Genomic DNA, 24,477 nt, shown 5'->3' with positions numbered 1-24,477 from the left:
TAACTCTCTGGCAGGGCTAATTTTTAACGCAACATAACAAGGTCAGGCCAGTTATACAAGCTCAACTTAGCCTAGCACGGGTGTGGGTTTGCGATCTTCATCTAAAGCGACAAAAGTGAAGCTACCCGAAATGGCTTTGTGCTGATTGTCGTTGTACATGTTTTCAACAAAAATATCGACCTGCACTTTAATACTGGTACGACCGACGTGCGCAACACGGGCAACTAACTCGACAATATCTCCCGCCGCAATGGATTCTTTAAAATCGACGCGATCGGAACACACGGTAACTAAAGGCTTACGACAAAAACGCGTCGCCGCAATAAAGGCAGCTTCATCCATCCAAGCTAAGGCTTCACCACCGAATAACGTATTATGATGATTGGTGCGCCCAGGAAATACCGTTTTTGTCACTCGAGTAACAGCATATTCCATGCGCTTTATGATGAGGGCTTCGTTAGACATAAGATTCCTTAACTGATAAATCGTCATATTATACGTGATGTCAGCCCTGAGTGCTGAACACTTGTGGCGCATTTGGTAATTTAATAACGAAACGGCATAATAGCGTTCAATTAGCCGTTAGCATAAGCCTTTGGAGATCCCGTTATGTCAGCCGTGCAGTATGAAATAACCTTTGATGATATCAGTGCGCATCTACTCACCCTATCGCTGCGTTTTGAGCCTTGCAGCGCAGTGCATCAGTTAACCCTGCCGGCTTGGATCCCTGGCAGTTACCTCGTGCGTAATTTTGCACGGCATATTGTCAACATCAATGCTTATGATGCCGACGGTGAACTTCATCTGGAGCAACGCGATAAACAATCTTGGCAGCTCAGTTGTGGGCAACAACCGGTCACCGTGACTTACCAAGTTTACGCGAATGATTTATCGGTTCGCGCAGCCTATGTCGATGATGAAGTGGCAGTGCTAAACCCAGCTTGTCTATGTTTAAACGTCAGCGAACTAAGTGCTGGGCCCCATTCGCTTACCTTGCACAAACCACAAGATTTTCGCTGTGCAGAATGGCGTGTAGCTACGGCCTTACCTGCGGCAGACAACACTGCCCCACTTTGTTTTGGGTGTTATGTTGCGACCGACTATGATCATCTGATTGATAGCCCCTTACTGGCGGGCATTTTTAATCTGCAGCAGTTTAATCTTGATGGCGTGCCGCATTATGTGGTGGTCAGTGGTAATAATTTGTTTGATGCTGCGCGTTTAACTGCCGATGTCGCCAAGCTTTGCCAGGCACAGCGCGATGTATTTGGCGCATTGCCGCAAGATTTAGATCAATATTGGTTTTTACTTTGGGTGACCGAGCAAGGCTATGGTGGCTTAGAGCATAAATTTAGTACCTTGTTACTGTGTAATCGCTATGACTTACCTGCAGTACAACAAACAGAATTAACCGAAGCCTATCAGAATCTGTTGGGTTTATTCAGCCATGAATACTTTCATACTTGGTGGGTAAAACGCTTAAAACCACAATGTTTTACGCCCTATGTCTTAGACAAAGAGCAGTACAGTCGGCAATTATGGCTTTATGAAGGTTTTACCTCTTACTTTGATGATTTAGCTTTAGTTAAAAGCGGTATTATCGAGCAAAGCCGTTATTTAACGGTGTTAGAGAAATTAATTACTCGGGTCAGTCGCAACCCCTCAGATAGTCAGCAAAGTTTAACGGATAGCAGCTTTACGGCGTGGACTAAATTCTATTTACAAGATGAGAATGCGGTAAACAGTGTGGTCAGTTATTACGCGAAAGGAGCGTTAGTGGCCTTATTGCTAGAGGCTGAACTGCAATCTAAAGGATTAAATTTGGCTGCTTTTTGCCGACAACTGTATCAGCAGCATGTTGCAACAGGCACCTCGGATAACGCTATATTCGAGCAGCTCATCGCATGGCAATTACCCGAACTCGCTGCCCAATTGACGGGCTGGCTCAATGAAGCCAAACCCTTACCGCTGGCAGCAACCTTGGGCAAACTAGGCCTAACCTTAACGCAGCGCGCGCCCAGCAGTTTTAGCGATCTGGCCGGAGAAAGCAGTAAGGTCGTGCCAGCCAGTTTAGGCTGCAGCCTTAAAACGACAGCGCAAGGCGTGTTTATTCAGCAATTATATTGGGGCTCTGCTGCCCATCAAGCCGGATTAATGAGCGGCGACCAATTAGTGGCCTTGGGCGGCTACAAGATCAGCGAATCTAGCTTAACGGAGCTAATGCTGCGTTTACCGCTGGGTTCGGTGCAGCCGTTATTCATTTTTAGAAAAGATCGATTACTTGAGTTGGCACTACCGATACAACAGGCTGCGCCAGGAGTTGCCATGTTAAACGTAGCGAACGAAGTAACAGTAAAACACTGGTTGTCGAGTTAAAACTCAACAACCCTTTTTTAGCTTTAAGGGGTAAGCGCTAAACGCTGCGTTTGGTTTGGCGTAAATTCGGGTAACAACAGTTGCGGGTCAAGCCGCTCTTGAAACCAATTGATACGCCAATCTAAATGCGGGCCGGTAACGCGGCCTGTCGCCCCAATATCGGCAATATGTTGGCTTTGTGCTACGGTATCCCCAACCTTTACTTTAATGGCATTTAAATGCATAAAGGTTGAGCTTACCCCAAAGCCATGATCAACAATTACCGTTAACCCTGAAAAATACAGATCTTCAGCCAGTAACACCTTACCTGGCCATGGCGCCAATACCGGTGCACCGACCGGAGCGGCAATATCTAAACCAAAATGCGGATTGCGCGGTTGGCCGTTAAACACACGTTGACTGCCATAAACACCACTAATACGCCCTGCGGCTGGGCGCACGGGTGTGCTAAAAATGGCATCAAGCTCACTTAAGGTGCTGCGAACTTGTCGCACCTTAGCATTATCATTGGCAATGCGCGCGCTGACTTCTTTTGGCGGTGCTACATACTTTTGCTCCACGCCAGTAATCCGCTGAATATCGTATTCTCTGGCGGTAAAGCGCAGCGGAAATTGCTGTTGCTTACCTTGATGTACCACTTTAAGTTGATGTTGCAGTGCCGCATCACGACCAATACCAAAAACAAATTGGCCTTGCGCACTCACAACAACCGGTTGCTCGTTAAACCAAATCTGAGCACCCATCGGCGCTTGACCGCGGATCAAACTGCCTTGGGTTAATGGGCCATGTAACACCACTTCCGCGGCGTTAGCCGCAACACTAATCGCGCAAAGCAATAGCGCCTTTACCCACACCTTCATAAGCTACAACCTTATATTGTTTACTGCCATTGGCCGCTTTTAACTGATCGGCAATAAAATCGGCCAGACATTCTACCGTAGTATCACAAGGCACAAGTTCACAATGACTGGCAGGTATACATAACTCGAACCAACCTTGGGTAGCCTGATAACGGAAGCTGTAATCATCGATGCCCGGCGTTAAAAACGACAAGGCTTCGGCCGAAACGAGATCGTCTTTACTGCCTAAATAAATATCTTCCCAGCGCTCGCACCACATTTTATTTAAGCGTGGCACTAACATGCCATCTTCAAAGATTTGAATAGTAGAACGATGACCATGGGCAATGCGCTGACAATTACCATCATGCTTTTTCAAACCATGACTGTAATGATAATAAAAACCGCGCATCGCTTCGCTGCGCAATTTTAAAACCAGTTTAGCGACATTATCAGGTAACAAGGGTTTGATTTGTTGCTCAAGAAAATGGGCTACCGTTTGCTCGTTAATCTCTGTACCGGGAATAAAAGCAAAAGCAGAAGGCGGACAAGCGAGTTGTAAGGTGCCGCGTTCACTTTGATAGTGCAGCACAATCATTTGCTCTGCTTCACTGTGACGAAGCGCAGGACATGCCGTAGCAACGGCTAACTTGTGATCAACTAATTGGTCAATCGCTTGTTTAATCACTTTTTTCACTTTAGCAAAATCGAACACCATAGCGGTGTCATCTAAAACACCGTGTAGCTCGACATCGACAATAAAGCTTTCACCCAACATGCCACGCTGCCGATGCAGATAAGAAAAATCAATTACGGTAAGATCCTGCACAAATAAAATCATGGCGCCTTCCTGAAATAAGCTTCAAGCAAAAAATGAAGCCTATTATACCTTTACCACACGGTGGCGTCACTTTTAGCGTTTATGTTCATTTAACCAGCTATTTAAAATCCCCACTTGGCCAAGTTTATGTGCGGCATACATTAAACGCAGCGCATTGCTCAAAATAGTGCTGTCGTTCCACTGCGTTTTTTGCACAATATCTTCGTAGCATTTTAAGGCTTCTGGTGTTAAATAGCCGCGTAATTCTTTTTTACCGGAGTCTTTTTGCCGATCACGGTAGCGTCGTTGTTTTTCTGCGTTACTTAACGCCGGCGTTTTTTCATTACTCATGGGGCACTCCATCATAACGCGTTACCCGCACCTGCTTGGTGTCGGAGTGTGGCTGGTTCAGTTTCAGCGCTGAACAAACCGTTTTAGAATGATTTACCTGCAGAAATCGTTAATACTATAACAAATCGGACTTGTTTAGCGTACAGGTGTTCGCTAAGCTGATGCAGCATTTTTATTGGATAAACATACATGACTAAGAATAGCTTTTCAAAAGAAGATTTAATCGCTTGCGGCAACGGTGAATTGTTTGGCCCAGGCAACAGCCAACTCCCTTCTGACAACATGCTAATGATGGATCGCATTGTGCACATCTCTGAAGAAGGCGGTTTATATGGCAAAGGCCAAATCATTGCCGAATTAGATATTACCCCTGAGCTGTGGTTCTTTGCTTGCCACTTTAAAGGCGATCCGGTTATGCCAGGTTGTTTAGGCCTTGATGCCATGTGGCAACTGGTTGGTTTTTTCTTAGGTTGGGCCGGTGGCCCGGGTAAAGGGCGTGCTTTAGGTGTCGGTGAAGTGAAGTTTACCGGTCAAGTATTGCCAACGGCGAAGAAAGTGACTTATACCATCAATATGAAACGTGTGATTAAGCGCAAACTGTTTATGGGGATTGGTGACGGTGTAGTGAGTGTCGACGGACGCGATATCTATGCAGCGACCGATCTTAAAGTGGGTTTATTTCAAGATACTTCCAGCTTCTAATGCGTATTGCTGGTAAGTTTTAGTGCGTTTTAGCACTGAGCGCTTAATACCAAAAAGCCCCGTCTAAGTACGGGGCTTTGGTTTAGGTGTAAATGAATTCTAGGCGCCTTTGTTAAATAAACCTACGTTACGATCTTCTATGGCCTCCCGCCAGCCACCTAACCACTCAGAACGAGCGTCTAAATTTTGATAAGGACAAAGTTCTTTTGAACGGCCGGTAACACCAGCACGATAACCTTGAGCATGAGCACGTTCCAGACGATCACGTTTTTGTCTTTTCATACGGCAATCTTCCTCACAATTTTTATTTAGAAATAACACTCAACACCGTTAATCGCTGAATGTTACAGTTAATAGATAGTCAAAGACGGCAAAAGGTTCAAGCGAAATTACTATAATAAACAACTTGACTTTGACTAACGGCATGAGAACTAGTCGGTTTTTGTGGTTGTTTATTTTTAGATGGAAGTGCTATAAGGCAAGGTGAATTTCAAACATAAAAGCATAAAGCGAAGGCGATGAGGTTATGCCAACAAAAAAGCTGCCGAAGCAGCTTTTTTTCATGCCGTAAACCTAATAGGTTATCGGCTTAATCTCGCGCGGTAGCGACGACGTAATAAAGGTAAAGTACCTAGCAACATTAACCATAACGCTGAAAGTGAACCGGCGTTACGTTCATAGGTGTTTTCTTCGGTATTACAGTCTTCGACTTGGCCGTTAGCAATAGGCTGTAAAAGTACGGTGGTCGCTTGCTCAGATTCAAACACATCACCGTTTTCATCAAGCACCGGCTCGCCATTATAACTATAAAGCACTCGCTTAATCAGCGCGGTTGCGGTGATCACACCATCATCATTAATTGAAGTTGCTTCAACTAAAGTGTAAGGCGCATCACAACCTACTAAACTGTTTAAATTAGTAAAGGTGTTACTGGCGTTATCATACAGAAAAGCATTAATACGGCGTGAGGTAGTACCGCCAACAATCACTTCAGTCCGGCCAACTACCTGACCTTGATTATTCATATCCAGCGGTTCAGTACCTGAGCTACTGAAAAAGCCCTCAGGAAAACGTAAGGTTTGCGTGTTCATATCGTAAGTAAAAAAACGTGAGCGAACACTGCTATTAATGTTTTTCAGCGCATAGCCCGCTATTAAATTCTGATTATTAATATCTGTAGCGACACTACCAAGCCACTCTTCAGTATCAATAAAGCCGGTTACGCTGTCACCATTAAAGATAGTGGCATGTGGCGCACTATAAATGATCCGGAATTCACCACCAAAACCATCTATAAAGGTCTTAATACGGCTGGTGTCTGAATATAACGAACTACCCACTGCAATACCGCTGTCATTAACAGCATTAGCCCGGCTGTAATATACCGGCACGGTATAATCTTCAGAAGTCGTTGCCGCTAAACCTGTACCTTTCTCACCTAAAAAGCCCCAAGTGCGATTTAAAACCGCTGTACCCTCTGGTGCATATTGCCAAAGAGCAGCACGCTCTTCATAGCCCTCGGTAAAAGAGTCTACCGTTTCATATAAACGGACTTTGCTTAGCAATGACAGCACATTGACGCTTCTGGCAGACAGTGCTTGATTTAAACAATACTGTAATGGCTGACTAAAGCCGGTACAAATTGAATCAATGGATTCTTGAGTGGTCGTGGTAATACCAGTAGAGGTAAAACCCGCCACCAGATTAGTGTTATTAATATCAAGGGCCGCTGACATGCCGCCACCATAACTAGAAAACTGCGGCGGTAAAGCGGTGCTTTGCTGACCATTAGCAACATAGCCAAACAAGTAGCCGGCTTCTGGGATCCAGGCAGTATAAGGATCGGCTGGCTCAACCGCCTCTTCACCTTCAGCTACTGGCGCAGCCGTGGGCGTAAAAGTGCTTTTAAAGGATGGCGAGGTGGCAATACCTGCAATATAACCGCTGTTGTTCGCGGCATAAGCAAATTCACTGTTATTTTTGGTTTGCTGCGTATCACGCAACACCACTTGCGATTGCCCTGAATTTTGCGTTTGACGTATAACACGTGTCGAACCAACAGGCTGAATAGTGACAAAAGCTTGTGAACTAAGATAGTTGATTAACGTGGCTTTAACCGTGGAACTGAAGATCCCATTATTAATTTCTTCGATCTGCTCATCAGTAAATAGCGCTAAGATGACTTCACTTTCAAAATCGATTTCATCAAGATCAATTTCAAAGTCTAATAAGGTGCTGCCATTAAAAATTACCTCACCCTGAGGCGTTGCCGCAACGCCCGAGGTAGAACGAACTTTAGTGGTAGTATCTAATTCAACGATCTGATACACCGCGGCTTGCGCCGTAAATACTGTCAGCAACGGCAATAATGCTAAGCTGATCGGTGATAATTTCATGCATGGCCCCTAAAAATTTACGAAATTGCAGCTTCTAATTCTTCCCAGCGCGTGTACGCTTGCGCCAGCTTCGACTCGGTATCTTGTAATAGGTTCAATCTTTGCTGTGTGTGCTCAGCAGAACCTTTGAAAAACTCGGCGTCGTTCACTTCCAACTGTAAGGCTTTGACTTGTTGATCAAGCTCTTCAATTAAGGCAGGTAACAGCTCTAGCTCGCGCTTTTCTTTGTATGATAGCTTTTTACCATTGTTAACAGAAGCCTGTATCGGCTTTTCCTCAACTTGGCTGTTGTTTTTATCATTATTTTTTACTGGCGCTTTGCTGCTTTGCGCCGTTTGTTGACGTTTTTGCCAAGCAATGACTTCGTCATAACCACCGGCTAATTCAATGATTTTGCCTTCACCGGCAAATAATAATGAGCTGGTTACGGTATTATTAACGAATTCACGGTCATGGCTAACTAACAACACGGTACCTTGATACTGCTGTAAAATATCTTCTAACAGCTCTAAGGTTTCCACATCTAAATCGTTAGTTGGTTCATCGAGGATCAATAAGTTACTTGGCCGTGCAAACAATTTCGCCAATAACAAACGGTTTTTCTCACCACCCGATAAAGCACGCACGGGTGTACGAGCGCGCAATGGCGGGAATAAAAAGTCTTGTAAGTAACTTAATACATGCCGCGTTTGACCATTTTGGGTAATTTCTTGTTTACCATCAGCCACGTTATCTTGCACCGTGGCATTTAAATCCAGCGCCATCCGGTGTTGGTCAAAATAAGCCACTTCTAAATTGGTACCGCGCTTAATCTCGCCACTATCTTGCTGGTAATCACCTAACAGTAATTTGATCAGTGTGGACTTACCGACACCATTTGGCCCTAATAAGGCAATCCGATCACCACGCATCACCAACAAATCTAAGTCGTTCAACACCGTTTTACCACTAAAGGCATGGCTTAACGCTTTGGTTTCAAACACTAACTTGCCTGAACGCGCTGATTGTTCAATATTAAAATCTACTTTACCTAATTGCTCAACGCGGGCAGCACGTTCTTGCCGTAATGCTTTAAGGGCGCGCACGCGGCCTTCATTGCGGGTGCGGCGCGCTTTAATACCTTGGCGGATCCACACTTCTTCTTCAGCTAAACGTTTATCGAAGAGTGAATTGTGTTGTTGCTCGTCTTCTAGCATTTTTTGCTTACGATCGAGGTATTCTTGATAATTACCGGGGTGCGAAGTGAGCTGACCACGATCTAAATCGATAATGCGGGTGGCTAAGGCGCGAATAAAGGCCCTATCGTGCGAGATAAAAATAATGGCGCCGCCAAAGCTTAATAAAAATTGCTCAAGCCAGTTAATGGCTGCCACATCTAAGTGGTTGGTTGGCTCGTCAAGTAACAAAATATCGGGCTTGGCAATTAACGCGCGGGCTAAAGCCGCTTTACGTAACCAACCACCTGATAAGGTCGCTAAACTGTTATTACCGTCCATCTCAAACTGCTGGCAAAGCATTTCAACGCGCGCTTCTAAACCCCAACCATCGCGGGCATCTAAATCAGCTTGCAGGCTTTCAAATAAACGGTATTCGGCATCGCCGGCACCGTCTAAGTTTTCAGATAAGGTATAAAATTGCTGTACCTTATCCGCTAAATCGCCGGCACCTTCCCGAATAAAATCGGCAATTTTCACGTCCATTTTCGCCGGGGGATCTTGCTCTAAACGACTTAAAATAACGCCGTTGGTCATAACGATTTGGCCATCATCTAAATTTTGTTGACCGGTCAGCAATTTTAAAAAGGTTGATTTGCCTGCACCATTCCGGCCGACTAAACAGACGCGTTCGCCGCTGAATAAACTAAAATCGACTTGATCTAATACCGGGTTGGTACCAAAAGCCAAGCTCGCCTGTTGAAAACGTAATAACTCCACTACTTTGTATCCTTAAGCCAATGCTGTAACTGTGCCGCTGTAAAAGGCCAATATAATAGGTTTTCATTACCTTGCTGATCGATGCCAGCAAGCACCGGGATATGCACCCGAAAACGCGCTAGCAATTGTTCATCGTCGATAATATCCAGAACCTGAGTTTGCTCGGTAATGCCTGCTGTTGCTAACAGGCTTTCTGCCTCTTCGCACAGATGGCAACCCCAAGTACTGTAAAGGGTATAAACGGCCATTAACGCGTTAACTCAAAGCACACGTGAATGTGCGGATTGCGTTTAAAATCCTCTGGTAAGGTAGCGGCAGAAATATCTTTTACCTGCCAACCAGACTCGACTAAGGCGGTTTGATCAATTTTAAAACGCCGCTTGTTGTTCGAGAAAATTACCTTGCCACCGGGTGCTAACCGCCCTATCAACATATTGATTAATTTCACATGATCGCGCTGCACATCCCAATTGTCTTCCATCCGCTTTGAGTTAGAAAAGGTGGGCGGATCCACAAAGATCAAATCATATAAATTGCGATTACGTGACAGCCACTGTAAACAGTCAGCTTGCTCAAACTGATACTGATTACCTTGTAGGCCATTCAGCATAAAGTTGCGTTTTGCCCAATCTAAATAAGTATTCGACATATCGACGGTAGTAACACTCGCCGCACCACCCATACCAGCGTGAACAGACGCGGTGCCGGTGTAAGCAAAGAGGTTAAGAACCGTTTTGCCTTTAGCCTGCTGCTGAATAAGCCGACGCGTTAAGCGGTGATCTAAGAATAAACCGGTATCCAGGTAATCACGCAAGTTAACCAAAAAGCGCGCGCCATATTCTGACACTTCTTTATATTGCCCCGCTTTGGCCATGGCTTGATACTGATTGGTGCCTTTTTGCTTTTCTCGCACTTTTAAAATCATTTTATCAGATGTAATACCCAGTACCATAGGCACTTGATTAACCACATCAAACAACCGTTTTTGTGCAATATCTTCATCCACTGTAGCCGGTGCCGCATACTCATGCACCACCACTTCGCCATCGTACCAATCTACCGCAACGTTATATTCAGGAATATCGGCATCATACAGGCGATAACAATTCAGGTTTTCGCGTTTGGCCCATTTTTGTAATTGTTTTAAATTCTTCGCTAAGCGATTACCAAAAGAGCTGCTTTCGCCAAAAAACAGCGACGGTGCGCTAGAGCTAACCGCTACTTGTTTTTCGGTTAATTCAAATAAGGTGAATTCACAATCCAGTGGGCCATTGGTAAATTTGTAAGTTTTACTTTTTGATAAACGCAATGAACGCAGTAAATCGGCATTTGAGGTAATAATGGCTAAACGCCAACCTTGATAATGCTGTTTTAACGCTAAGGCAAATTTGCTGTATAACGGAATTAAACTGGGTAAATCACCTAACCGCTCACCATAAGGCGGGTTAGTGACAATCACACCCGGTTGCTCGCTAACCGCTTTTTGTAATGCCGTGGCATCACCATAATCGACACTGACTAAATGCGCGACACCAGCACGCGCAATATTCTGCCGCGCTTTACATAAAGCGCGCTCGTCGGTGTCACTGCCATAACAGAGTATCTGATCGGGTAAACTGCGCTCTTGCGCCTTAGCGGCGGCTTTAAGTTGCTGCCATATGGCAGCACGATGCCCAGGCCAGCCTTCAAAAGCAAAACGCTCGCGCTGTAAGCCGGGGGCTTTGTTCAGCGCAATTAACGCCGCTTCAATAATGATGGTGCCGCTACCGCAAAACGGATCAAATAACGGTTGCTCGGGTGTCCAGCCCGAACGCTTTAATAAGGCGGCCGCCAGATGTTCTTTTAACGGCGCTTCCCCCTGCCCGGCGCGATAGCCACGCTGATGTAATGATGGGCCAGAGAAATCTTGCAAGAAATGAAAGAAGTTTTTCTCTAAACGCACTTGGAAACGCATATCGGGGTTTAACCGGTCGACATCTGGGCGCTGACCGGTTTCTTCCCGAAACTGATCGACTATCGCATCTTTTAAACGCATGCCGCCAAACTGGCTGTTATCGATAGTGGCATGTTTACCTACGCAATCCACGGCAAGCGTTTGACGAATGGTCATGAGCTGTGGCCAATCAATTTTACGTGCCACTTGATAAAGATCGGTTTCTGCTGTTACCGGCTCTGACTGGATCAGCCGCATAATACGGGTAGCCAAGCGCGACCATAAGCACAACTGATAAGCGCTGCTTAGCTCTGCTTTAAAGCGCACCACACCCATAGAAACTTTTAATACTTCGCCTTGATGTGAACGTATCTCATCGGCTAACAGCTCTTCGACGCCTTTTGACGTTAAAGCCCAGAATTCCAGCATAACACCCAACCTTCAAATAAAATGGCCGGTAGTATAACAGAATGTGCTTTAAAGACGTTTGAAGAATTATCGTTAGCAACGATATTGATGTTAAAAACAACAAGCCGCTGCTTAAAGCAGCAGTTGAATGCCATTCACTAAAATATTGCAATTAACCGCTTGCATCGCTTATCTAAAAACACTAAGATGCGCCCCGCAATGACGGACGCGGGATGGAGCAGCCTGGTAGCTCGTCGGGCTCATAACCCGAAGGTCGTCGGTTCAAATCCGGCTCCCGCAACCAATTGTGACTTGTTTATTCCAAAGGTCATCAATTAACGTCTTGCATATCAACCCATTATCTCTACTGCTCGGGGATAATTTCGGACGCGGGATGGAGCAGCCTGGTAGCTCGTCGGGCTCATAACCCGAAGGTCGTCGGTTCAAATCCGGCTCCCGCAACCAACAAAGCCGACTATTAAGTCGGTTTTATTGTACACTAATTTCGGGAACCCGAACGTCGTCGGTTCGCTCTCCACTAAGATCAGGGCTCCTGCAACCAACATCTTAATCAGCCTTGTGCTGATTTTTTTTTGTCTAAATCTCGGTAACCCAACGGACGTCGGTTCGCTCTTTACCAAAATCAAGGCTCCCGCAACCAACATCTTAATCAGCTTTGTGCTGATTTTTTTGTGTCTAAATTTCGGTAACCCAACGGGCATCGGTTCGCTCTTTACCAAAATCAAGGCTCCCGCAACCAACATCTTAATCAGCCTTGTGCTGATTTTTTTGTGTCTAAATTTCGGTAACCCGAAGGTCGTCGGTTCGCTATTCATAAACAGCAGGGCTCCCACAACTACTTTACACTTCTTAGTAACTCATTGATAAATATAAATTTCCCTTAAATAGGGTCGCAAAAATTTCACTTTCACTCCCTGCTATGACGGATCTGTGACAAAATTTTTCATACATCTCAAATTTAAATACCCTGCCCGTACCTAAAATCACTTACTTTTGACCTTTGCCTTAGAATCCTTAGTCACTGCATGTTTCGGATGAATCCGAAACATGCATACGTTCATATCGTTCGTCATAAGCAACTTATTTGAATAGCAGCAGGGAGAAAATGGATGGCCGAACAATACCTAAATGGGTGTCCAGAAGCCCTCGAAATACGCAGCTTTGAAAAAAGAGTCCATTGCAGCAAGAAAATGCTCAAGAATACAAATAACTATCTTGTGCTATCACATAATTGCGCCATTTACCCATACCATAGCCTTGCGAGAATAAGCTCATCTCAATCAAGTCAGGAGTTGTTTGGTAAACTTGCGCAAGATGTTCTACGAATAGACAAAACTTTTCATAGGTCTCAGCGCTATTTTTATCTGAAACAAAGTAAGATAATTTTCCGTATTTTAAGGTGGTTTTAGTCAGTTCAATTAGTTTTGTATTGAGCAATAAATTAGACGATCTGGCAGTCCATTGATCCATGATGTAACCGCGATATTCGGATTTAGACAAAAAATAAATAATCTTCGTAAAATAGGCAGCACCAAGTCCTTTTAACTTTTTACTCTTCCTGAGCTCACTGAACGCATTATAAGCTTCACTCCGAGTGAGTTCGCCAGATCGGATTTTGATCGCGATGGGTTCCCACTCACTCCAACAAGCAAAAGCTTGTAAAGCATGCTCACGGTTCATTCCACCCCAAGCAAGAATAGAAATACAGCAATCTAATGTGCTATTAGCATTTTTGCGGACGAACTCAAAAAGATTTTTTCGATAAAGTTTTTGATTCAGATAGTCAGACAAGTTTAGTGGAAACCCTTTTTCTGATAAATATTTAGCAAAGGCAAGAACATTGCCACCAGCCCATGTCTCATTGCTTAGGTTTAACATATTTTTGGCAAAGAATTCAGCATGAGAGCTTGTCAAAAAAGTTAGTTCTATTGGCTTTTCAATGCAGTCACTGCTCAACATCTTGGCTTTTTGAGGTGTTACGAGAAGTTTAAATTGCTGCACAAGTACCGAAGTGTGTCTATCATCAGAAGATGCAGATTTTTCATAGAACGAATACACAGCTTTACCAGGGCACTTAATAAACAACGGTAAATGCCCTCTTTTAACAGATTCCCCCACTCGGTTACCTGGCCCTACAGAGCAATTCGCAAAAATAGTTCTTACATGCTTTGAATCATATTCTTGACCATTAATAACCCAGATACCATTTTGTTCGAATAGGCTTTGCAGCTCAGCCAACGTAAACACGGGCGAATAAAATCCAATTTTTTTAAATTCGGCCATTAAATTAGTTTGAATATTACTCATCGGCCACATGGCTCCATTTGTGAATTAACTCTACTACATCTGATTCATAGAGCTAAAAAAAGTAAAATGCTCATAACGGTAAATAGGTTAACGCATGGTTACATCTAAATATTATACATCTAAGCCGCTAGCTCAATTGCCTTACCAAAACATTCACTTATTATTACCACCACTTTTTCCAAAGGCTGGTGACAATTCATGAGATAGCGCATCCTCGACGATTTGAATCACTTCAATCGGCTGATCAAAGATTTTTATCGTGATTTTGTGTTTACCCTTAAACCAATGCTTTAAATGTAAGGCATAGGTACCCGCTGGTCCATCGCCTAAGTGCTGCTCAATACGTTTTCTAACTCCAGTGGTCGATGAACCTACATACATCACAGGTGAGGCTGCATTAAGTTTCGGACAAGCACGCTCCTTGGTTTTCTTGTAATTAGACAGAGACATAAATGTCTTCTCAGGATCTCCATCGATCTCTTCGATTATATAAATCGCTGTTCCAATATTATCGAGCTCTGACATTTCAGATACAACAAACTCTTTTACAGGCACTGCTGCTTTGGCTTTCTCACAGTTATCTATTAACGTTTCAATGTAACGCATTAACCTCTCCCTTCTAACGTTGCTCACTAAATATGTTGTGATTTGCGACTAACCGATAAATACATTCTGAACCTGATGATATCTGCAGACTGCTGAGTACTTTCACTTTTACACTATGTAAGTTATAAAATCTTTCAGCGGCCTGATGGATACGTTTTATCATTTGGTTAAATCAATGAACGAACCCTATTCTAGGTTGTACTTGCCCGCGTAACACGGTTTCAGCCTTTAAATGGGTCAATATGATATCCGCATTAACCTCTTCAAAGCTTTTGAATCGCATTTGCTTTTTGACAAGCTCAAAGTCAGCTGGCGTAAGTTGCATTTTTTCAAGGCTGGCGAGAGATTGAGATGACGGTTCTGACAAACCGAGCCCTGTAACACATTCGTGAAATAGGTGCTTTGCCTGTTCAGGTTTTAAAAAGCTAAGTTGCACCTTTACATCAAAACGGCGTAACGCTGCAGCGTCGATTTGTTCAATAAAATTGGTAGTGCATACCAAGATGCCTTGATAGTGATCGAGTTGCATCAATAGCTCATTGGTCATGGTTTTTTGCCAATGCCGTTCTGTTTGGTTTCGATGGCTAATTAACGTATCAACCTCATCAAGTAGTAAGATTGCTTCCTCGTTTTGTGCTTGGCAAAATGCCATTGCAATAGCACGCTCAGTTTCTCCCACATAACTACCCAGTAATTCACTCGCTTTCTTCTGCAGCAAAGGCCGCCCTAATTGATCAGCAAGATACTTGGCAAAGCTAGTTTTACCGGTTCCGGGTGGCCCATAGATACAGAGCTTTAAATCAGCGGCTTGCGTTAAATAGTTGATAAGTTCAGCAACCGAGTAATCGCTGTTGTATAACTCAGGGCGAATACGTTTCTTTGCAGGTTTAATGCGGGTACGCCCAGTTTGCGCTTCAAGCATAGGGTTTAACACTAAATCAAAATAGCGCTCTTTTTGTGAAGACGGCATCTCGCCAAGAACATTGTTATTAGCCCAGAGCCTTGCTAGTAATGCCGGAGTTACATTGTCATCTGCCGCAAGCTCATCTATGTAGGCTGCCGACACACCTGTGTTTTGCAAATAACGCTGGGCAATTTTCAAGCGAGTGTTCTTTGGTGGTACGTTTACAGGGATAATCTGGCTAAACCGTCTCAGCTGTGCCGGATCAAATTGCTTGATACTGTTACAAATCCAAATACAGGGGCAATGGTTCGTTTCTAAAATGGTGTTTATAGCCAGTTTTTGCGCATCGGTATTACCTAGTAAAATACCAACCTGACTGGGCAGCACATCGTCAGCCTCATCCAGTATCACAACATGATCTGCATTCACGCCGTAGATTTTTTGGCACATTAAAAGTGCATTTAGTCTAGATTTAGCAACATAAACCTCTTGCTCAAATCCAGCGCTAACGCCTGTTACCTGCTGCGAGTTTTGATATGCAAGCAGCTTAGCGATTTCTGTTTTACCTGTACCAGGCAGGCCATAAATCAATATATTGCAACCACGCTGTTTGAGATTTATGGCTGCTGAAATTAGTTTTGACGCAAGCGTCATTTGCTCAGCTAAATAATCAAAATCGGTTAGGTTCAGCTCAGGCTTACTGATGCGTGTGCAAAATTGTTCTAGCAAGCTTTGCGGATTAAAATGGTCTGAGAAGAGCTTTCCGAATACATTCATTGTTCTAAAATGATCAATAAAGGTATGCCCCCTCTCCTGCTTAACCAAGCCACATAAAGCAAGGGGCGATTGGTCGTGTAGGGCTAATTCAACATCGTACAAATCAGCACCAATACAATTTGCCAGGATCTCGTACGTATCGTTGCTAGATAAATAGTATCTGGCGTTTTGCACATCATTAAAAATTCCTACCCAGGTACGCGCTATCAGGACAAACCGGAATACCGCAATCTCAATAGGCGTTAAAGCAATCATGGTGCCAAACACTTGAATATTTTTATCCAACGCTAAAGGCGGACGGTTAGCAATAAAGGTATCAAGCAGGTTGATAATAGCGTTGTAATTTAGGTCCGCTGCTTCAGTAAAAATAGCAAAAGCCAACTCATCAGGCACGCCAAGCCCCGTAAGCACTTTTTCGCAGCGATACCGGCAAAAATGTTGTTGGATATTAATCAACCAACGAACGGCAATGGCTAGATCTGTTGAAATTATCGGGTTGACGACTAAAGTGTTTGCCTTGTCACCATTTAAAAAAATCTGCTCCATATCCCCTCCATCGTTGACTGGGCGCAGATTGTAGCAGAGGGTTGTCTCATTAATTGATACAACCACAGCAAGTGCTAAGCCTATAATTAAATTGCAATTATGCTCACTCAGCTAGCGAAAACTGCCAACCTTGATACAGCATAACCATAGCCAGGGTATCCAATTCACAGTATTTTAAAAGTGCAGATTCAAGTTCTGCCCGCTCATAATCCGACATGGTAGTAAACTGTAGCTTGCCATATGCACTCAGCGCTAAACCTCCATGATTAAGCTCATCGGCTTCACTGAGTAATGCGATATCGTGCTCACTGGCATCCTGAAACAGTTTGGGAAGTGTTTTATAGGGATCAATAACTTCTCCTTCACCATTGAGTTCAATCCAGGTATGGTGTTGAAAATTCAGGCTAGGCATATGAGCCGTGCCATATATTGGAGAACTATAATAATTTTTCAGCGCATCAGAACGATTTAGTATTGCAGGTAACACCGCTTTTAGTGAATTAGAACCCTTGGTTGTGGGGTCAAAATAGTAGGCTTTCACTAACTCCAACAGATCGACCATATCTCTGCTACCTTGCCATTTTTCCGTTTTATCCTGACCGGAATGCGTAATAGTTTTAATAAAATCGATTAGCTGGTCTTTATCTGTCTCTTCAGAGGCGGCTAGCTGATTGGCAATGTGATTTAAAACGGTATTCTCATGATTTGAGTAGCGGAATATAGTGCCCTGATCACTTGATAACGCCGCTTTTAATTTACGGACGAAATCAAAGTTTGGAAACTGACCAGGCGTGGCCTCAAGAAACTGCGTTTTATGTTCTACTTTGCCATCGAGATGTAACATATGATGTGAAAACTGAAATGCTACCGTCTCGTATGGCACCATCCCCTTGAAATAGGGCAATGCCGCAGTGCTTGTTTCAAAATCAATAAAATGCAATGGATAGGTAAAACTCGCCATGACCCGACGTAACTGAGCTTTATCCATAAATACAGTATCGTCCTGATTTTTGGCTTTAGAAATTTGTAACCATTGACGGGCCGTTGTGCTCAAAGGCGTACTGAGATTTCCATCAAAATCAATGTCCTCTTCGGTAAGCTGTTTAAGCTTAATAAGGCCGCTTTTGACAAAACGATCTGCTTTTCGGAAATTCCAAAGAGATAATACGTTAGCGTCGTTAAAATCACTATCTTGCCAGCCAAGCCTTTGTTGCCAACACTCTATAAAGCCACTTTTTAAACCCAGCTCGGTTTCATTGGGCATTGTTTTGAATTCACAGGTTTTACACTTGGCACCGAGCTCTGCAGAAAGGCGAACATCGTCAGCATAGGCTTTTGAAAAGTACGCTACATTTTCACTAAAGGAAGATAGCGGTAAGTCATCTAAATTATTACCACTGAGAATTTTGTTAACCACATGGTCTACGTTCACTTTTCTAAGCAATGGCACGGCAAGATCTTGTTGAGTTAGTGATTGAATGACCTTTACGCCTCGCCGCGAACGCTCATCACGGATTAATAGAAACTTCTGATTTAGTCCTGTGCTTTGGCAAGCTTGCTGCTTATCTGCCAACATAAGATAGGATGAAACCTTATGCTCGGGGAAGGCTGCCGCAATCACGTATTTCTGGAAGGCAACATCATAAAGATAAGGCTTCCACTTACTGTCAATTTTCCCAGATTTATTTAGAAAATCGCCATCTTTTTCTGGGTTATAAGATTTGGCTTTTACTTCGATGAGCTGAATTGCACCCGGCGATTTAACCAGCACATCTACGCGAATGAATAACTGCTGATAACGAATAGCCGCTTCAAAAATAACGACATGCTCGCGCCTCATTAATTGACGCGTTTCGGCTAAGGCTTGTTCAACATCCAGTGTTTCGATATCAATACCACCAGAGAAGTATTGTTTAGCCAGTTCGCCAACCTGAAAGCCGCCATCGGCCAAGGCTTGTAGAAACGGATCATCGAGAGATTGATTGGCATACTCTGGCTTTGCGGTATAAAACAGCTTTGTTGGACACTCCAAAGCAAGCTTAAAGCGTGATTTAGTGAGATAGCGGGCTTTGGTCATATATACTCCTTTTGATGGCTATTTCCACTGATAAGAAATAGCTTGGTCTTCCTTTACATCATTAAATAACAGCCAGGTTAAGTTAAAACATGCCATAGCTGAGTAATATTAATACCCTTCCATAAACAGTATGGCTTCAAGCTCTCGTAGGGTGATGTCTTTGCTTAAGCTATATCGCTGCTTGTTCTGATTAATGTAATCTCGAAGATCACAACAAAGACGATTCGCTGCGAGTTGTGCTTTCCAACTACCATAACCATTAGGCCAGCGCCATTCATACTCCCTTGGTCTGGAACCCCCTCTACCATCGACAAAGCCAAGGGCGCTATAGTCAGACCAGTCAGGTGAATGACTGAAAACGGGCATCTGTTTATCCAGAATACTGGTTAAGGCTGTTGCAACCCTGGAATCATAAATAACAAAGTCATCAGGCATAGCGATAGCATATAGCTTGGTATAAGCGCTATTAATGATATTACTGCGATGAACCGGCTTTCGCTTTATTATGCTGTCACATACCGATACTACCTGCTGCTGCAACTCAGCTTCAGATAGCTGCGGCCTTCTAACTCCGCCCCAATCACAAATCTCCCAAAAAAGCTGACGTAGCGCAGAGGCCGAACCAGCTTGGGTTAAGTCTGGTTTTAACGCTTTAAACCGTTGCTTAAATTGATTCAAAAGCTTGGTGTTTTTATGCCAAGTATCCGATATGCGCGGCCAAAAATAACTTTGCAAACGCTGTTCAATACCCAACACTGGTTCCACAGGAAAATAGTTTCGCTCTCGTTTGAAATATCTTTGATAGGGCACAAAAGCTAGATAATCTGCAATAAACCCTAATAGCGATTGAGCGTTAAGTGCTTTACGAGCAGGAAGCTCAACCAATACAGCCTCTTCATCCTGATAAACATCATCACTATCGTTCTGCTCTGCTTCAAACGGCAAATCACGATGAATCTTTAAACGATAACGCCCTTTGCTCTCGTAGATAAATAATGCGTTAGCCCCCTTAGTGACGTGGTGCCCCTTGGGCGCACCTGATGGCCATTCGCAATAGTTTGCTGTATGAGTGCGCAAAGTAGATAGTTTATAACTATTTTTACCTACCAAAAATGAGCCATCTTTGTGTGGGGTGTGGCACAACTGCCGATAGGAAAATACAACGGGTATTTTATTATTCTGAATATCAAGCAAAATATCGTCTTGCAAGGCCATAATCTTAATCCTTTTAAATTATGTACTTAGCTTGCTGGGCCCAGCAAGCTAAAGCGCTTTCTTATATATCTGCATAACGCTTAAGCAGCGCTTGTAATTCTGCAGTTATTTCCGCCCTAAGTTCAGCTGGAGCAAGCACTTCGACATTGACACCAAAGCCTCGGATAAACTTCCTTAGTTCGTAGCAATCACGCACCGTTGCTTTTAATATTCGGCAATCATCGGCAAGCGAAATAACCTTTTGATCATCACTTAGCGGTGTTTCATCGATATAACGGGCTGCATCACCATAAAACTTAAGTTCAAGGGCAATTTTTTTATCTCGGTGTGAGCTGAACAAACCGATTTCATGTTCCTCACATATCTGAGTTAATGTTTTTGTATCAGGTTTGCCGCGATACTTCAGCTCCATGGGCAATGGAGTTAGGTTCTCCATACGATGCACCGCATAAGAGGCGGGTTTATCAATATCTAATTGCCCCTCAACCCCCAACAAATAGATCTTTTCTGCTTTAAACATCAACCCCCAAGGCATAAGCTGTTTTCTTTTGGCTTGCCCTTTCATATTAAGGTAATCAAAAGCAATGGGGTGCTGATTTTCAATGGCCGAATAAAGTACTCTTAATGCTTCGGCGTTATAGTCAGGTGAACGCCAAACGGCAGATGGCGCAACATAAATATATTGCTGCCAGCGATCCACACCGTTCTGCTTTATCGAGTTTTGAAATATCGCCTGCTGATCAATAGGTAAGAAACGAGTTACCTTGTCATTCAAGTAACTAAGTTGCGCCAACACGCCTAAGGCTTGTTTTACTGGCTCTTTCTCACGTCCATATAAGACTGGGCGAGCCGACTCTTCGGCATAGATTGGATACTCATTAAAATTGAGTAATTTATCCAGTTTGCGTCGAACGAATTGTTCCAAAATGCGGGAATTAAGGCTTTTGTCATCTATTTTATGTTGAGTACTTAACCTGCGAATAATTTCTTTCAATGATATTGGGTTAGCTGGCTTTTCGGGTAACGCTAGGAATACTTGATGCTTTGTTAAGTCTATACGGCTTACTTTAGGCAATTTAAGCCTCCTTGCTCAAAAATAACAAACTAATCCTAAGCACAAGATTAATCAATACTTTTCATTTATTAATCTAGAACTGTTCCTAGGTAAGCACTGACACATTCTTTCAGTGTATTGTCATGCAAATCAAGCACCGGCCAAATGTTACCTTGCTCATCGCGCTGATATCCCCCCGCCGTATTCCAGGCCACTGGTATATTGTGCTGCTGACAAAAAGTGAATACGATTTTATCACGCTCTCGTAGCTGTTCTGTTGTAAGAAACCCTCCCAGTGGATCATCGATATGCGGATCAGCACTGGCTTGAAACAAAATAAGATCACAGCTTGCCATTTCAGTTAAAACCTTCGGCAGCGAATCAAGATAAGCCTCTGCATTTTCGGGTATTGGTTCAATTGCGTAGGCTAAGCTATGATGCACTATCCAATCGTTTAACTGCAGTTTGTCTATAATCTCTCGAGTGCCATCGCCCTCGTGCACGTCTAAATCTAGGATCGCTATTTTGCTGACGGCCCCCTCATGCTTTAACATTAAGGCGGTAATGAGTAAGCCGTTAAAAGTGCAAAACCCAAACGCATCCGCATAACCTGCATGATGAAAGCCTGATACGGGTGCAACGGCAACTTGCTTGGAAACAAGTGCACTTCTCGCAGCGGCAAGCATAGATCCAACGGTATAAAGACAACTGTTAGCAACTGCAATATCTTTATTACCGAACCCATTTTTAAGAATTCCGTTCATTACGCCATCAACGTAATCAGTATCGTGAGCTAATTTGAGGCTGTCTGGTGTTACAGGCACAAAGGAACAAATCTCAATTGGCTGTGAAAGGCTAAGCCAGCGCTCTACAACAAGCGCAGGCTTAGCAGCACTCGGAGAAAAGCTTTTAACATCACTGATAATTTCATCGCGATAAAATATCGGGAGTTTTTGCATTGGCACTCTCCTTAGTAAATCTTAGGCGCTACTAAACTTTGCAGGGCATTCCCTTTCGCTATAACAGTGCCGCGGCGTAAATCCATGGTATAGTTCATGCCAGCGTAATAACGTCCAATCACTCCATCCACTGTTCGAATGGATTGATCACCACCTGGATGGTGATCGATAAAAGCATAGGGATGTCCGGCTGCGTCGCGAAGGATTTGGCTTGTCATAGATACACTCCTTGGTTGGTTATATGCCAAGTGTATACCACCGATGTTTCAATGATTGATACCTTAAGCGTCACGCTAAGAGTGACGCTTAAGTTAAGTAATAGTCAGATTAGACATCGCAAAACTACAATGGCGTAATAACAGTTTGGAACAGCATTCCACAGACTCAAACCTTATGGCTGGCGTAAACCTATACGTTGTCACCCGCTTTGCATATCTTCAGGGATCTGATAACGATAAAAGCTGATGACTGCAACTTGAAGCGGATTAACTGTTGGCAGCTTTTTTATTAGTCTCGCTAATTGCCACTCGCGAAGGTCTCGTTTTTTAGCAACGCGTAACGCTAAATAGAGGCTGAAACCCATTGCGGTAAAACCGACAATACAAGCCACAATACCGTAAACCTACATTCTCATTACTCCTGTTGAAAACAATTAAAATCTAGCATGGTATTCGTAAAAAGGGTCATGCTCAGGGTTGTTTAATTAATTCGATGTTTGCAACTGTTCTTACCAGTCACCAAACTTCACAAGTGATAGGTACATGGTTAGTGCGTGAAGCAACTCAAGTTAACAGTTCCAGCACACTTCCTTTGTTTTATATCGCACTTTTAGGATGAGTATTTAAAAGACGTAAATGGAACTCATAAATGCCAGGGATGAATAATTCATAGCCATCACAGAGCCTTTAATGAGGATGTAAAATACCGGCTTACTGATTTTTTGAAGAAGATACAGTACTTATATGCAGTGGCGATTATCGGCGCGAACTCAAATAATTCTTGGTCTGCGTTGTGGACTCTCCTGCTTGGGGATAGTATCGGACGCGGTATGGAGCAGCCTGGTAACTCGTCTGGTTCATAACCCGCAGCTCGTAAATCTCGCTTTCTTATCGCTTTGTCGCTTCCTATTTACCTGTATTGTCTCTATTATTCCTTTAATGGCATGCATATAAGCCATTATTTTTTGCTTTAAATTACACTCAAGGATGGTTGTATGTCTGCTGCTAAATCGCACGTCACGCTCAGTCGGCAATGGGAGTTGCTTAATTTACTGCCTAATCGTGGTTTGGGTAAAACGGCTGCCGAGCTAAAGTCGCTGTTGGATGATCAGGGCTTTAAAGTTAGCAAACGCACGGTGGAACGCGATCTGAATGATTTATCCATGGTGTTTCCCATTGTCAGTGATGAAAGTAAAACAGCGCATTTATGGCGCTGGATGGATAATAAAGATATTCAGCTGCCCGGTATCAGTGTGGCTGAAGCGATGATGTTGCAACTGGTTGAAGGCACATTAAAAAGCATCTTGCCACAAGTGATGTTGCAAAGCCTGAACAGCCGCTTTAGCCAGGCGAAAAACAAGCTACAAGCACTGGAAGACAGTAACAGCAATAGCCGCTTAGCCGATAAAATTGCCGTTGTATCTCCGGCGTTACCGATGCTACCGCCCGCAACATCCCCTGTTTTATATGAGGCTGTGCAACAAGCGTTAAGTGACAATAAACAGCTAAGCGCAACATACACCGCCCTTTATGATCAACAGCAAAAACAATACCTGTTAAACCCACTTGGCTTAGTGCAGCGCGGCCACATTACCTATTTAATTGCCACAGTAGGTAGCTATCAAGATGTGCGCTTATTTGCATTACACCGTTTTACCTTATTAGCGCTTACAGAACACCCCCTGCAAAGCCCTGAGGGTTTTACCTTAGAGGGTTATTTGCAAAGTGGTGCCTTACAATTTGCCAATGGCCAGCAAATTGTGCTGCAAGCAAAAGTAAACCCGTATTTAAGCCAATTATTACAAGAAGCCCCGCTTGCTAAAGATATGCAGCTTAGCCCCGAAGCCGATGGCTGGCATCACTTAACAGCCACTGTACATGATGGCTGGCAATTAAAATGGTGGCTACTGTCACATGGCAATAGCATTCAGGTTTTAGCACCCACCGCGCTGCGCCTTGCAGTAATTAACAGCTTGCAAGACGCTTTAGCACAGTATCAGCAAGCTGAAACACCTTAACTGAGCTTACTTTGCT

General features: G+C 43.7%; 21 protein-coding genes and 2 tRNA genes. 5 read left to right on the top strand and 18 right to left on the bottom strand.

The window, feature by feature from the left end; all coding sequences use genetic code 11:
* Positions 1 to 66: 66 nt before the first annotated feature.
* The gene (locus L1N97_RS09450) at positions 67 to 465 is read right to left on the bottom strand and encodes an acyl-CoA thioesterase (protein WP_226752201.1); all 399 of its coding nucleotides are present in this window, start codon (positions 463 to 465) and stop codon (positions 67 to 69) included.
* Positions 466 to 609: 144 nt separating this feature from the next.
* Between L1N97_RS09450 and L1N97_RS09445 the strand changes: the two genes are divergently transcribed.
* Positions 610 to 2,376, top strand: coding sequence for a M61 family metallopeptidase (locus L1N97_RS09445; RefSeq protein ID WP_236129611.1), 1,767 nt, complete (start codon positions 610 to 612; stop codon positions 2,374 to 2,376).
* Positions 2,377 to 2,399: 23 nt separating this feature from the next.
* Here the strand turns inward: L1N97_RS09445 and L1N97_RS09440 are convergent, their stop codons facing one another.
* The 3 genes from L1N97_RS09440 to L1N97_RS09430 form a co-directional block, all read right to left on the bottom strand.
* Positions 2,400 to 3,236 (bottom strand): M23 family metallopeptidase, encoded by an 837-nt coding sequence (locus tag L1N97_RS09440; RefSeq protein WP_236129610.1) that lies wholly within the window; start codon positions 3,234 to 3,236, stop codon positions 2,400 to 2,402.
* A complete protein-coding gene (locus L1N97_RS09435) occupies positions 3,196 to 4,056 on the bottom strand; it encodes a 6-pyruvoyl trahydropterin synthase family protein (protein ID WP_236129609.1) in 861 nt (286 codons plus the stop codon). Before L1N97_RS09435 ends, L1N97_RS09440 begins: the two co-directional genes overlap by 41 nt.
* Before the next feature lie 72 nt (positions 4,057 to 4,128).
* Complete coding sequence (locus tag L1N97_RS09430; RefSeq protein ID WP_229585677.1) at positions 4,129 to 4,386, bottom strand: hypothetical protein; 258 nt, start codon at positions 4,384 to 4,386, stop codon at positions 4,129 to 4,131.
* Positions 4,387 to 4,575: 189 nt separating this feature from the next.
* Here L1N97_RS09430 and fabA point away from each other — a divergent pair, with 189 nt between their 5' ends.
* Positions 4,576 to 5,088 (top strand): bifunctional 3-hydroxydecanoyl-ACP dehydratase/trans-2-decenoyl-ACP isomerase, encoded by a 513-nt coding sequence (gene fabA, locus L1N97_RS09425; protein WP_226752196.1) that lies wholly within the window; start codon positions 4,576 to 4,578, stop codon positions 5,086 to 5,088.
* Positions 5,089 to 5,187: 99 nt separating this feature from the next.
* On the opposite strand, the gene rmf is transcribed toward fabA, so the two are convergent.
* From rmf to rlmKL, 5 genes are all read right to left on the bottom strand, one after another.
* Positions 5,188 to 5,370 carry a ribosome modulation factor gene (rmf, locus tag L1N97_RS09420; protein WP_229585678.1) on the bottom strand — a complete coding sequence of 61 codons (183 nt, stop codon included), beginning with the start codon at positions 5,368 to 5,370 and terminating at the stop codon, positions 5,188 to 5,190.
* A gap of 299 nt (positions 5,371 to 5,669) precedes the next feature.
* Positions 5,670 to 7,484 carry a DUF3466 family protein gene (locus L1N97_RS09415; protein ID WP_236129608.1) on the bottom strand — a complete coding sequence of 605 codons (1,815 nt, stop codon included), beginning with the start codon at positions 7,482 to 7,484 and terminating at the stop codon, positions 5,670 to 5,672.
* Positions 7,485 to 7,501: 17 nt separating this feature from the next.
* Positions 7,502 to 9,418 (bottom strand): ATP-binding cassette ATPase Uup, encoded by a 1,917-nt coding sequence (gene uup, locus L1N97_RS09410; RefSeq protein WP_236129607.1) that lies wholly within the window; start codon positions 9,416 to 9,418, stop codon positions 7,502 to 7,504.
* Complete coding sequence (locus L1N97_RS09405) at positions 9,418 to 9,666, bottom strand: glutaredoxin family protein (protein ID WP_236129606.1); 249 nt, start codon at positions 9,664 to 9,666, stop codon at positions 9,418 to 9,420. The genes uup and L1N97_RS09405 overlap by 1 nt, the downstream gene beginning before the upstream one ends.
* Entirely contained in the window at positions 9,666 to 11,780 is a 2,115-nt protein-coding gene (rlmKL, locus tag L1N97_RS09400; protein ID WP_236129605.1) for a bifunctional 23S rRNA (guanine(2069)-N(7))-methyltransferase RlmK/23S rRNA (guanine(2445)-N(2))-methyltransferase RlmL, read from the bottom strand. The genes L1N97_RS09405 and rlmKL overlap by 1 nt, the downstream gene beginning before the upstream one ends.
* A gap of 206 nt (positions 11,781 to 11,986) precedes the next feature.
* Here rlmKL and L1N97_RS09395 point away from each other — a divergent pair.
* Both L1N97_RS09395 and L1N97_RS09390 read left to right on the top strand, forming a co-directional pair.
* Positions 11,987 to 12,063, top strand: a tRNA-Met gene (locus L1N97_RS09395).
* Positions 12,064 to 12,147: 84 nt separating this feature from the next.
* Positions 12,148 to 12,224 (top strand) — tRNA-Met (locus L1N97_RS09390).
* On the opposite strand, the gene L1N97_RS09385 is transcribed toward L1N97_RS09390, so the two are convergent.
* From L1N97_RS09385 to L1N97_RS09345, 9 genes are all read right to left on the bottom strand, one after another.
* Positions 12,203 to 12,595 carry a hypothetical protein gene (locus L1N97_RS09385; protein ID WP_236129604.1) on the bottom strand — a complete coding sequence of 131 codons (393 nt, stop codon included), beginning with the start codon at positions 12,593 to 12,595 and terminating at the stop codon, positions 12,203 to 12,205. The two genes, L1N97_RS09390 and L1N97_RS09385, sit on opposite strands and share 22 nt — an antisense overlap.
* A 379-nt stretch (positions 12,596 to 12,974) precedes the next feature.
* Positions 12,975 to 14,087 carry an 8-oxoguanine DNA glycosylase OGG fold protein gene (locus tag L1N97_RS09380; protein ID WP_236129603.1) on the bottom strand — a complete coding sequence of 371 codons (1,113 nt, stop codon included), beginning with the start codon at positions 14,085 to 14,087 and terminating at the stop codon, positions 12,975 to 12,977.
* Between the two features lie 153 nt (positions 14,088 to 14,240).
* On the bottom strand, positions 14,241 to 14,693 hold the full coding sequence (locus L1N97_RS09375) for a hypothetical protein (RefSeq protein WP_236129602.1): 453 nt from the start codon (positions 14,691 to 14,693) through the stop codon (positions 14,241 to 14,243).
* A 172-nt stretch (positions 14,694 to 14,865) separates the two neighbouring features.
* Positions 14,866 to 16,920 (bottom strand): AAA family ATPase, encoded by a 2,055-nt coding sequence (locus L1N97_RS09370; protein ID WP_236129601.1) that lies wholly within the window; start codon positions 16,918 to 16,920, stop codon positions 14,866 to 14,868.
* Positions 16,921 to 17,023: 103 nt separating this feature from the next.
* Complete coding sequence (locus L1N97_RS09365) at positions 17,024 to 18,997, bottom strand: DUF2779 domain-containing protein (protein WP_236129600.1); 1,974 nt, start codon at positions 18,995 to 18,997, stop codon at positions 17,024 to 17,026.
* Between the two features lie 108 nt (positions 18,998 to 19,105).
* A complete protein-coding gene (locus tag L1N97_RS09360; RefSeq protein ID WP_236129599.1) occupies positions 19,106 to 20,212 on the bottom strand; it encodes a hypothetical protein in 1,107 nt (368 codons plus the stop codon).
* A gap of 61 nt (positions 20,213 to 20,273) precedes the next feature.
* Positions 20,274 to 21,287 (bottom strand): helix-turn-helix transcriptional regulator, encoded by a 1,014-nt coding sequence (locus tag L1N97_RS09355; protein ID WP_236129598.1) that lies wholly within the window; start codon positions 21,285 to 21,287, stop codon positions 20,274 to 20,276.
* A 68-nt stretch (positions 21,288 to 21,355) separates the two neighbouring features.
* Entirely contained in the window at positions 21,356 to 22,225 is an 870-nt protein-coding gene (locus L1N97_RS09350) for a hypothetical protein (protein ID WP_236129597.1), read from the bottom strand.
* Between the two features lie 11 nt (positions 22,226 to 22,236).
* Positions 22,237 to 22,443, bottom strand: a complete 207-nt coding sequence (locus L1N97_RS09345; protein ID WP_229585690.1) for a hypothetical protein — start codon at positions 22,441 to 22,443, stop codon at positions 22,237 to 22,239.
* Positions 22,444 to 23,438: 995 nt separating this feature from the next.
* On the opposite strand from L1N97_RS09345, the gene L1N97_RS09340 reads away from it, so the two are divergent.
* Positions 23,439 to 24,461 (top strand): helix-turn-helix transcriptional regulator, encoded by a 1,023-nt coding sequence (locus L1N97_RS09340; protein WP_236129596.1) that lies wholly within the window; start codon positions 23,439 to 23,441, stop codon positions 24,459 to 24,461.
* Positions 24,462 to 24,477: the final 16 nt, after the last annotated feature.

Source organism: Rheinheimera sp. UJ63 (genome assembly GCF_021568285.1).
Lineage (GTDB): Bacteria > Pseudomonadota > Gammaproteobacteria > Enterobacterales > Alteromonadaceae > Alishewanella > Alishewanella maricola.
Note: the sequence above shows the minus strand (reverse complement) of the source record. Positions and strands in the feature narration are given on the sequence as shown.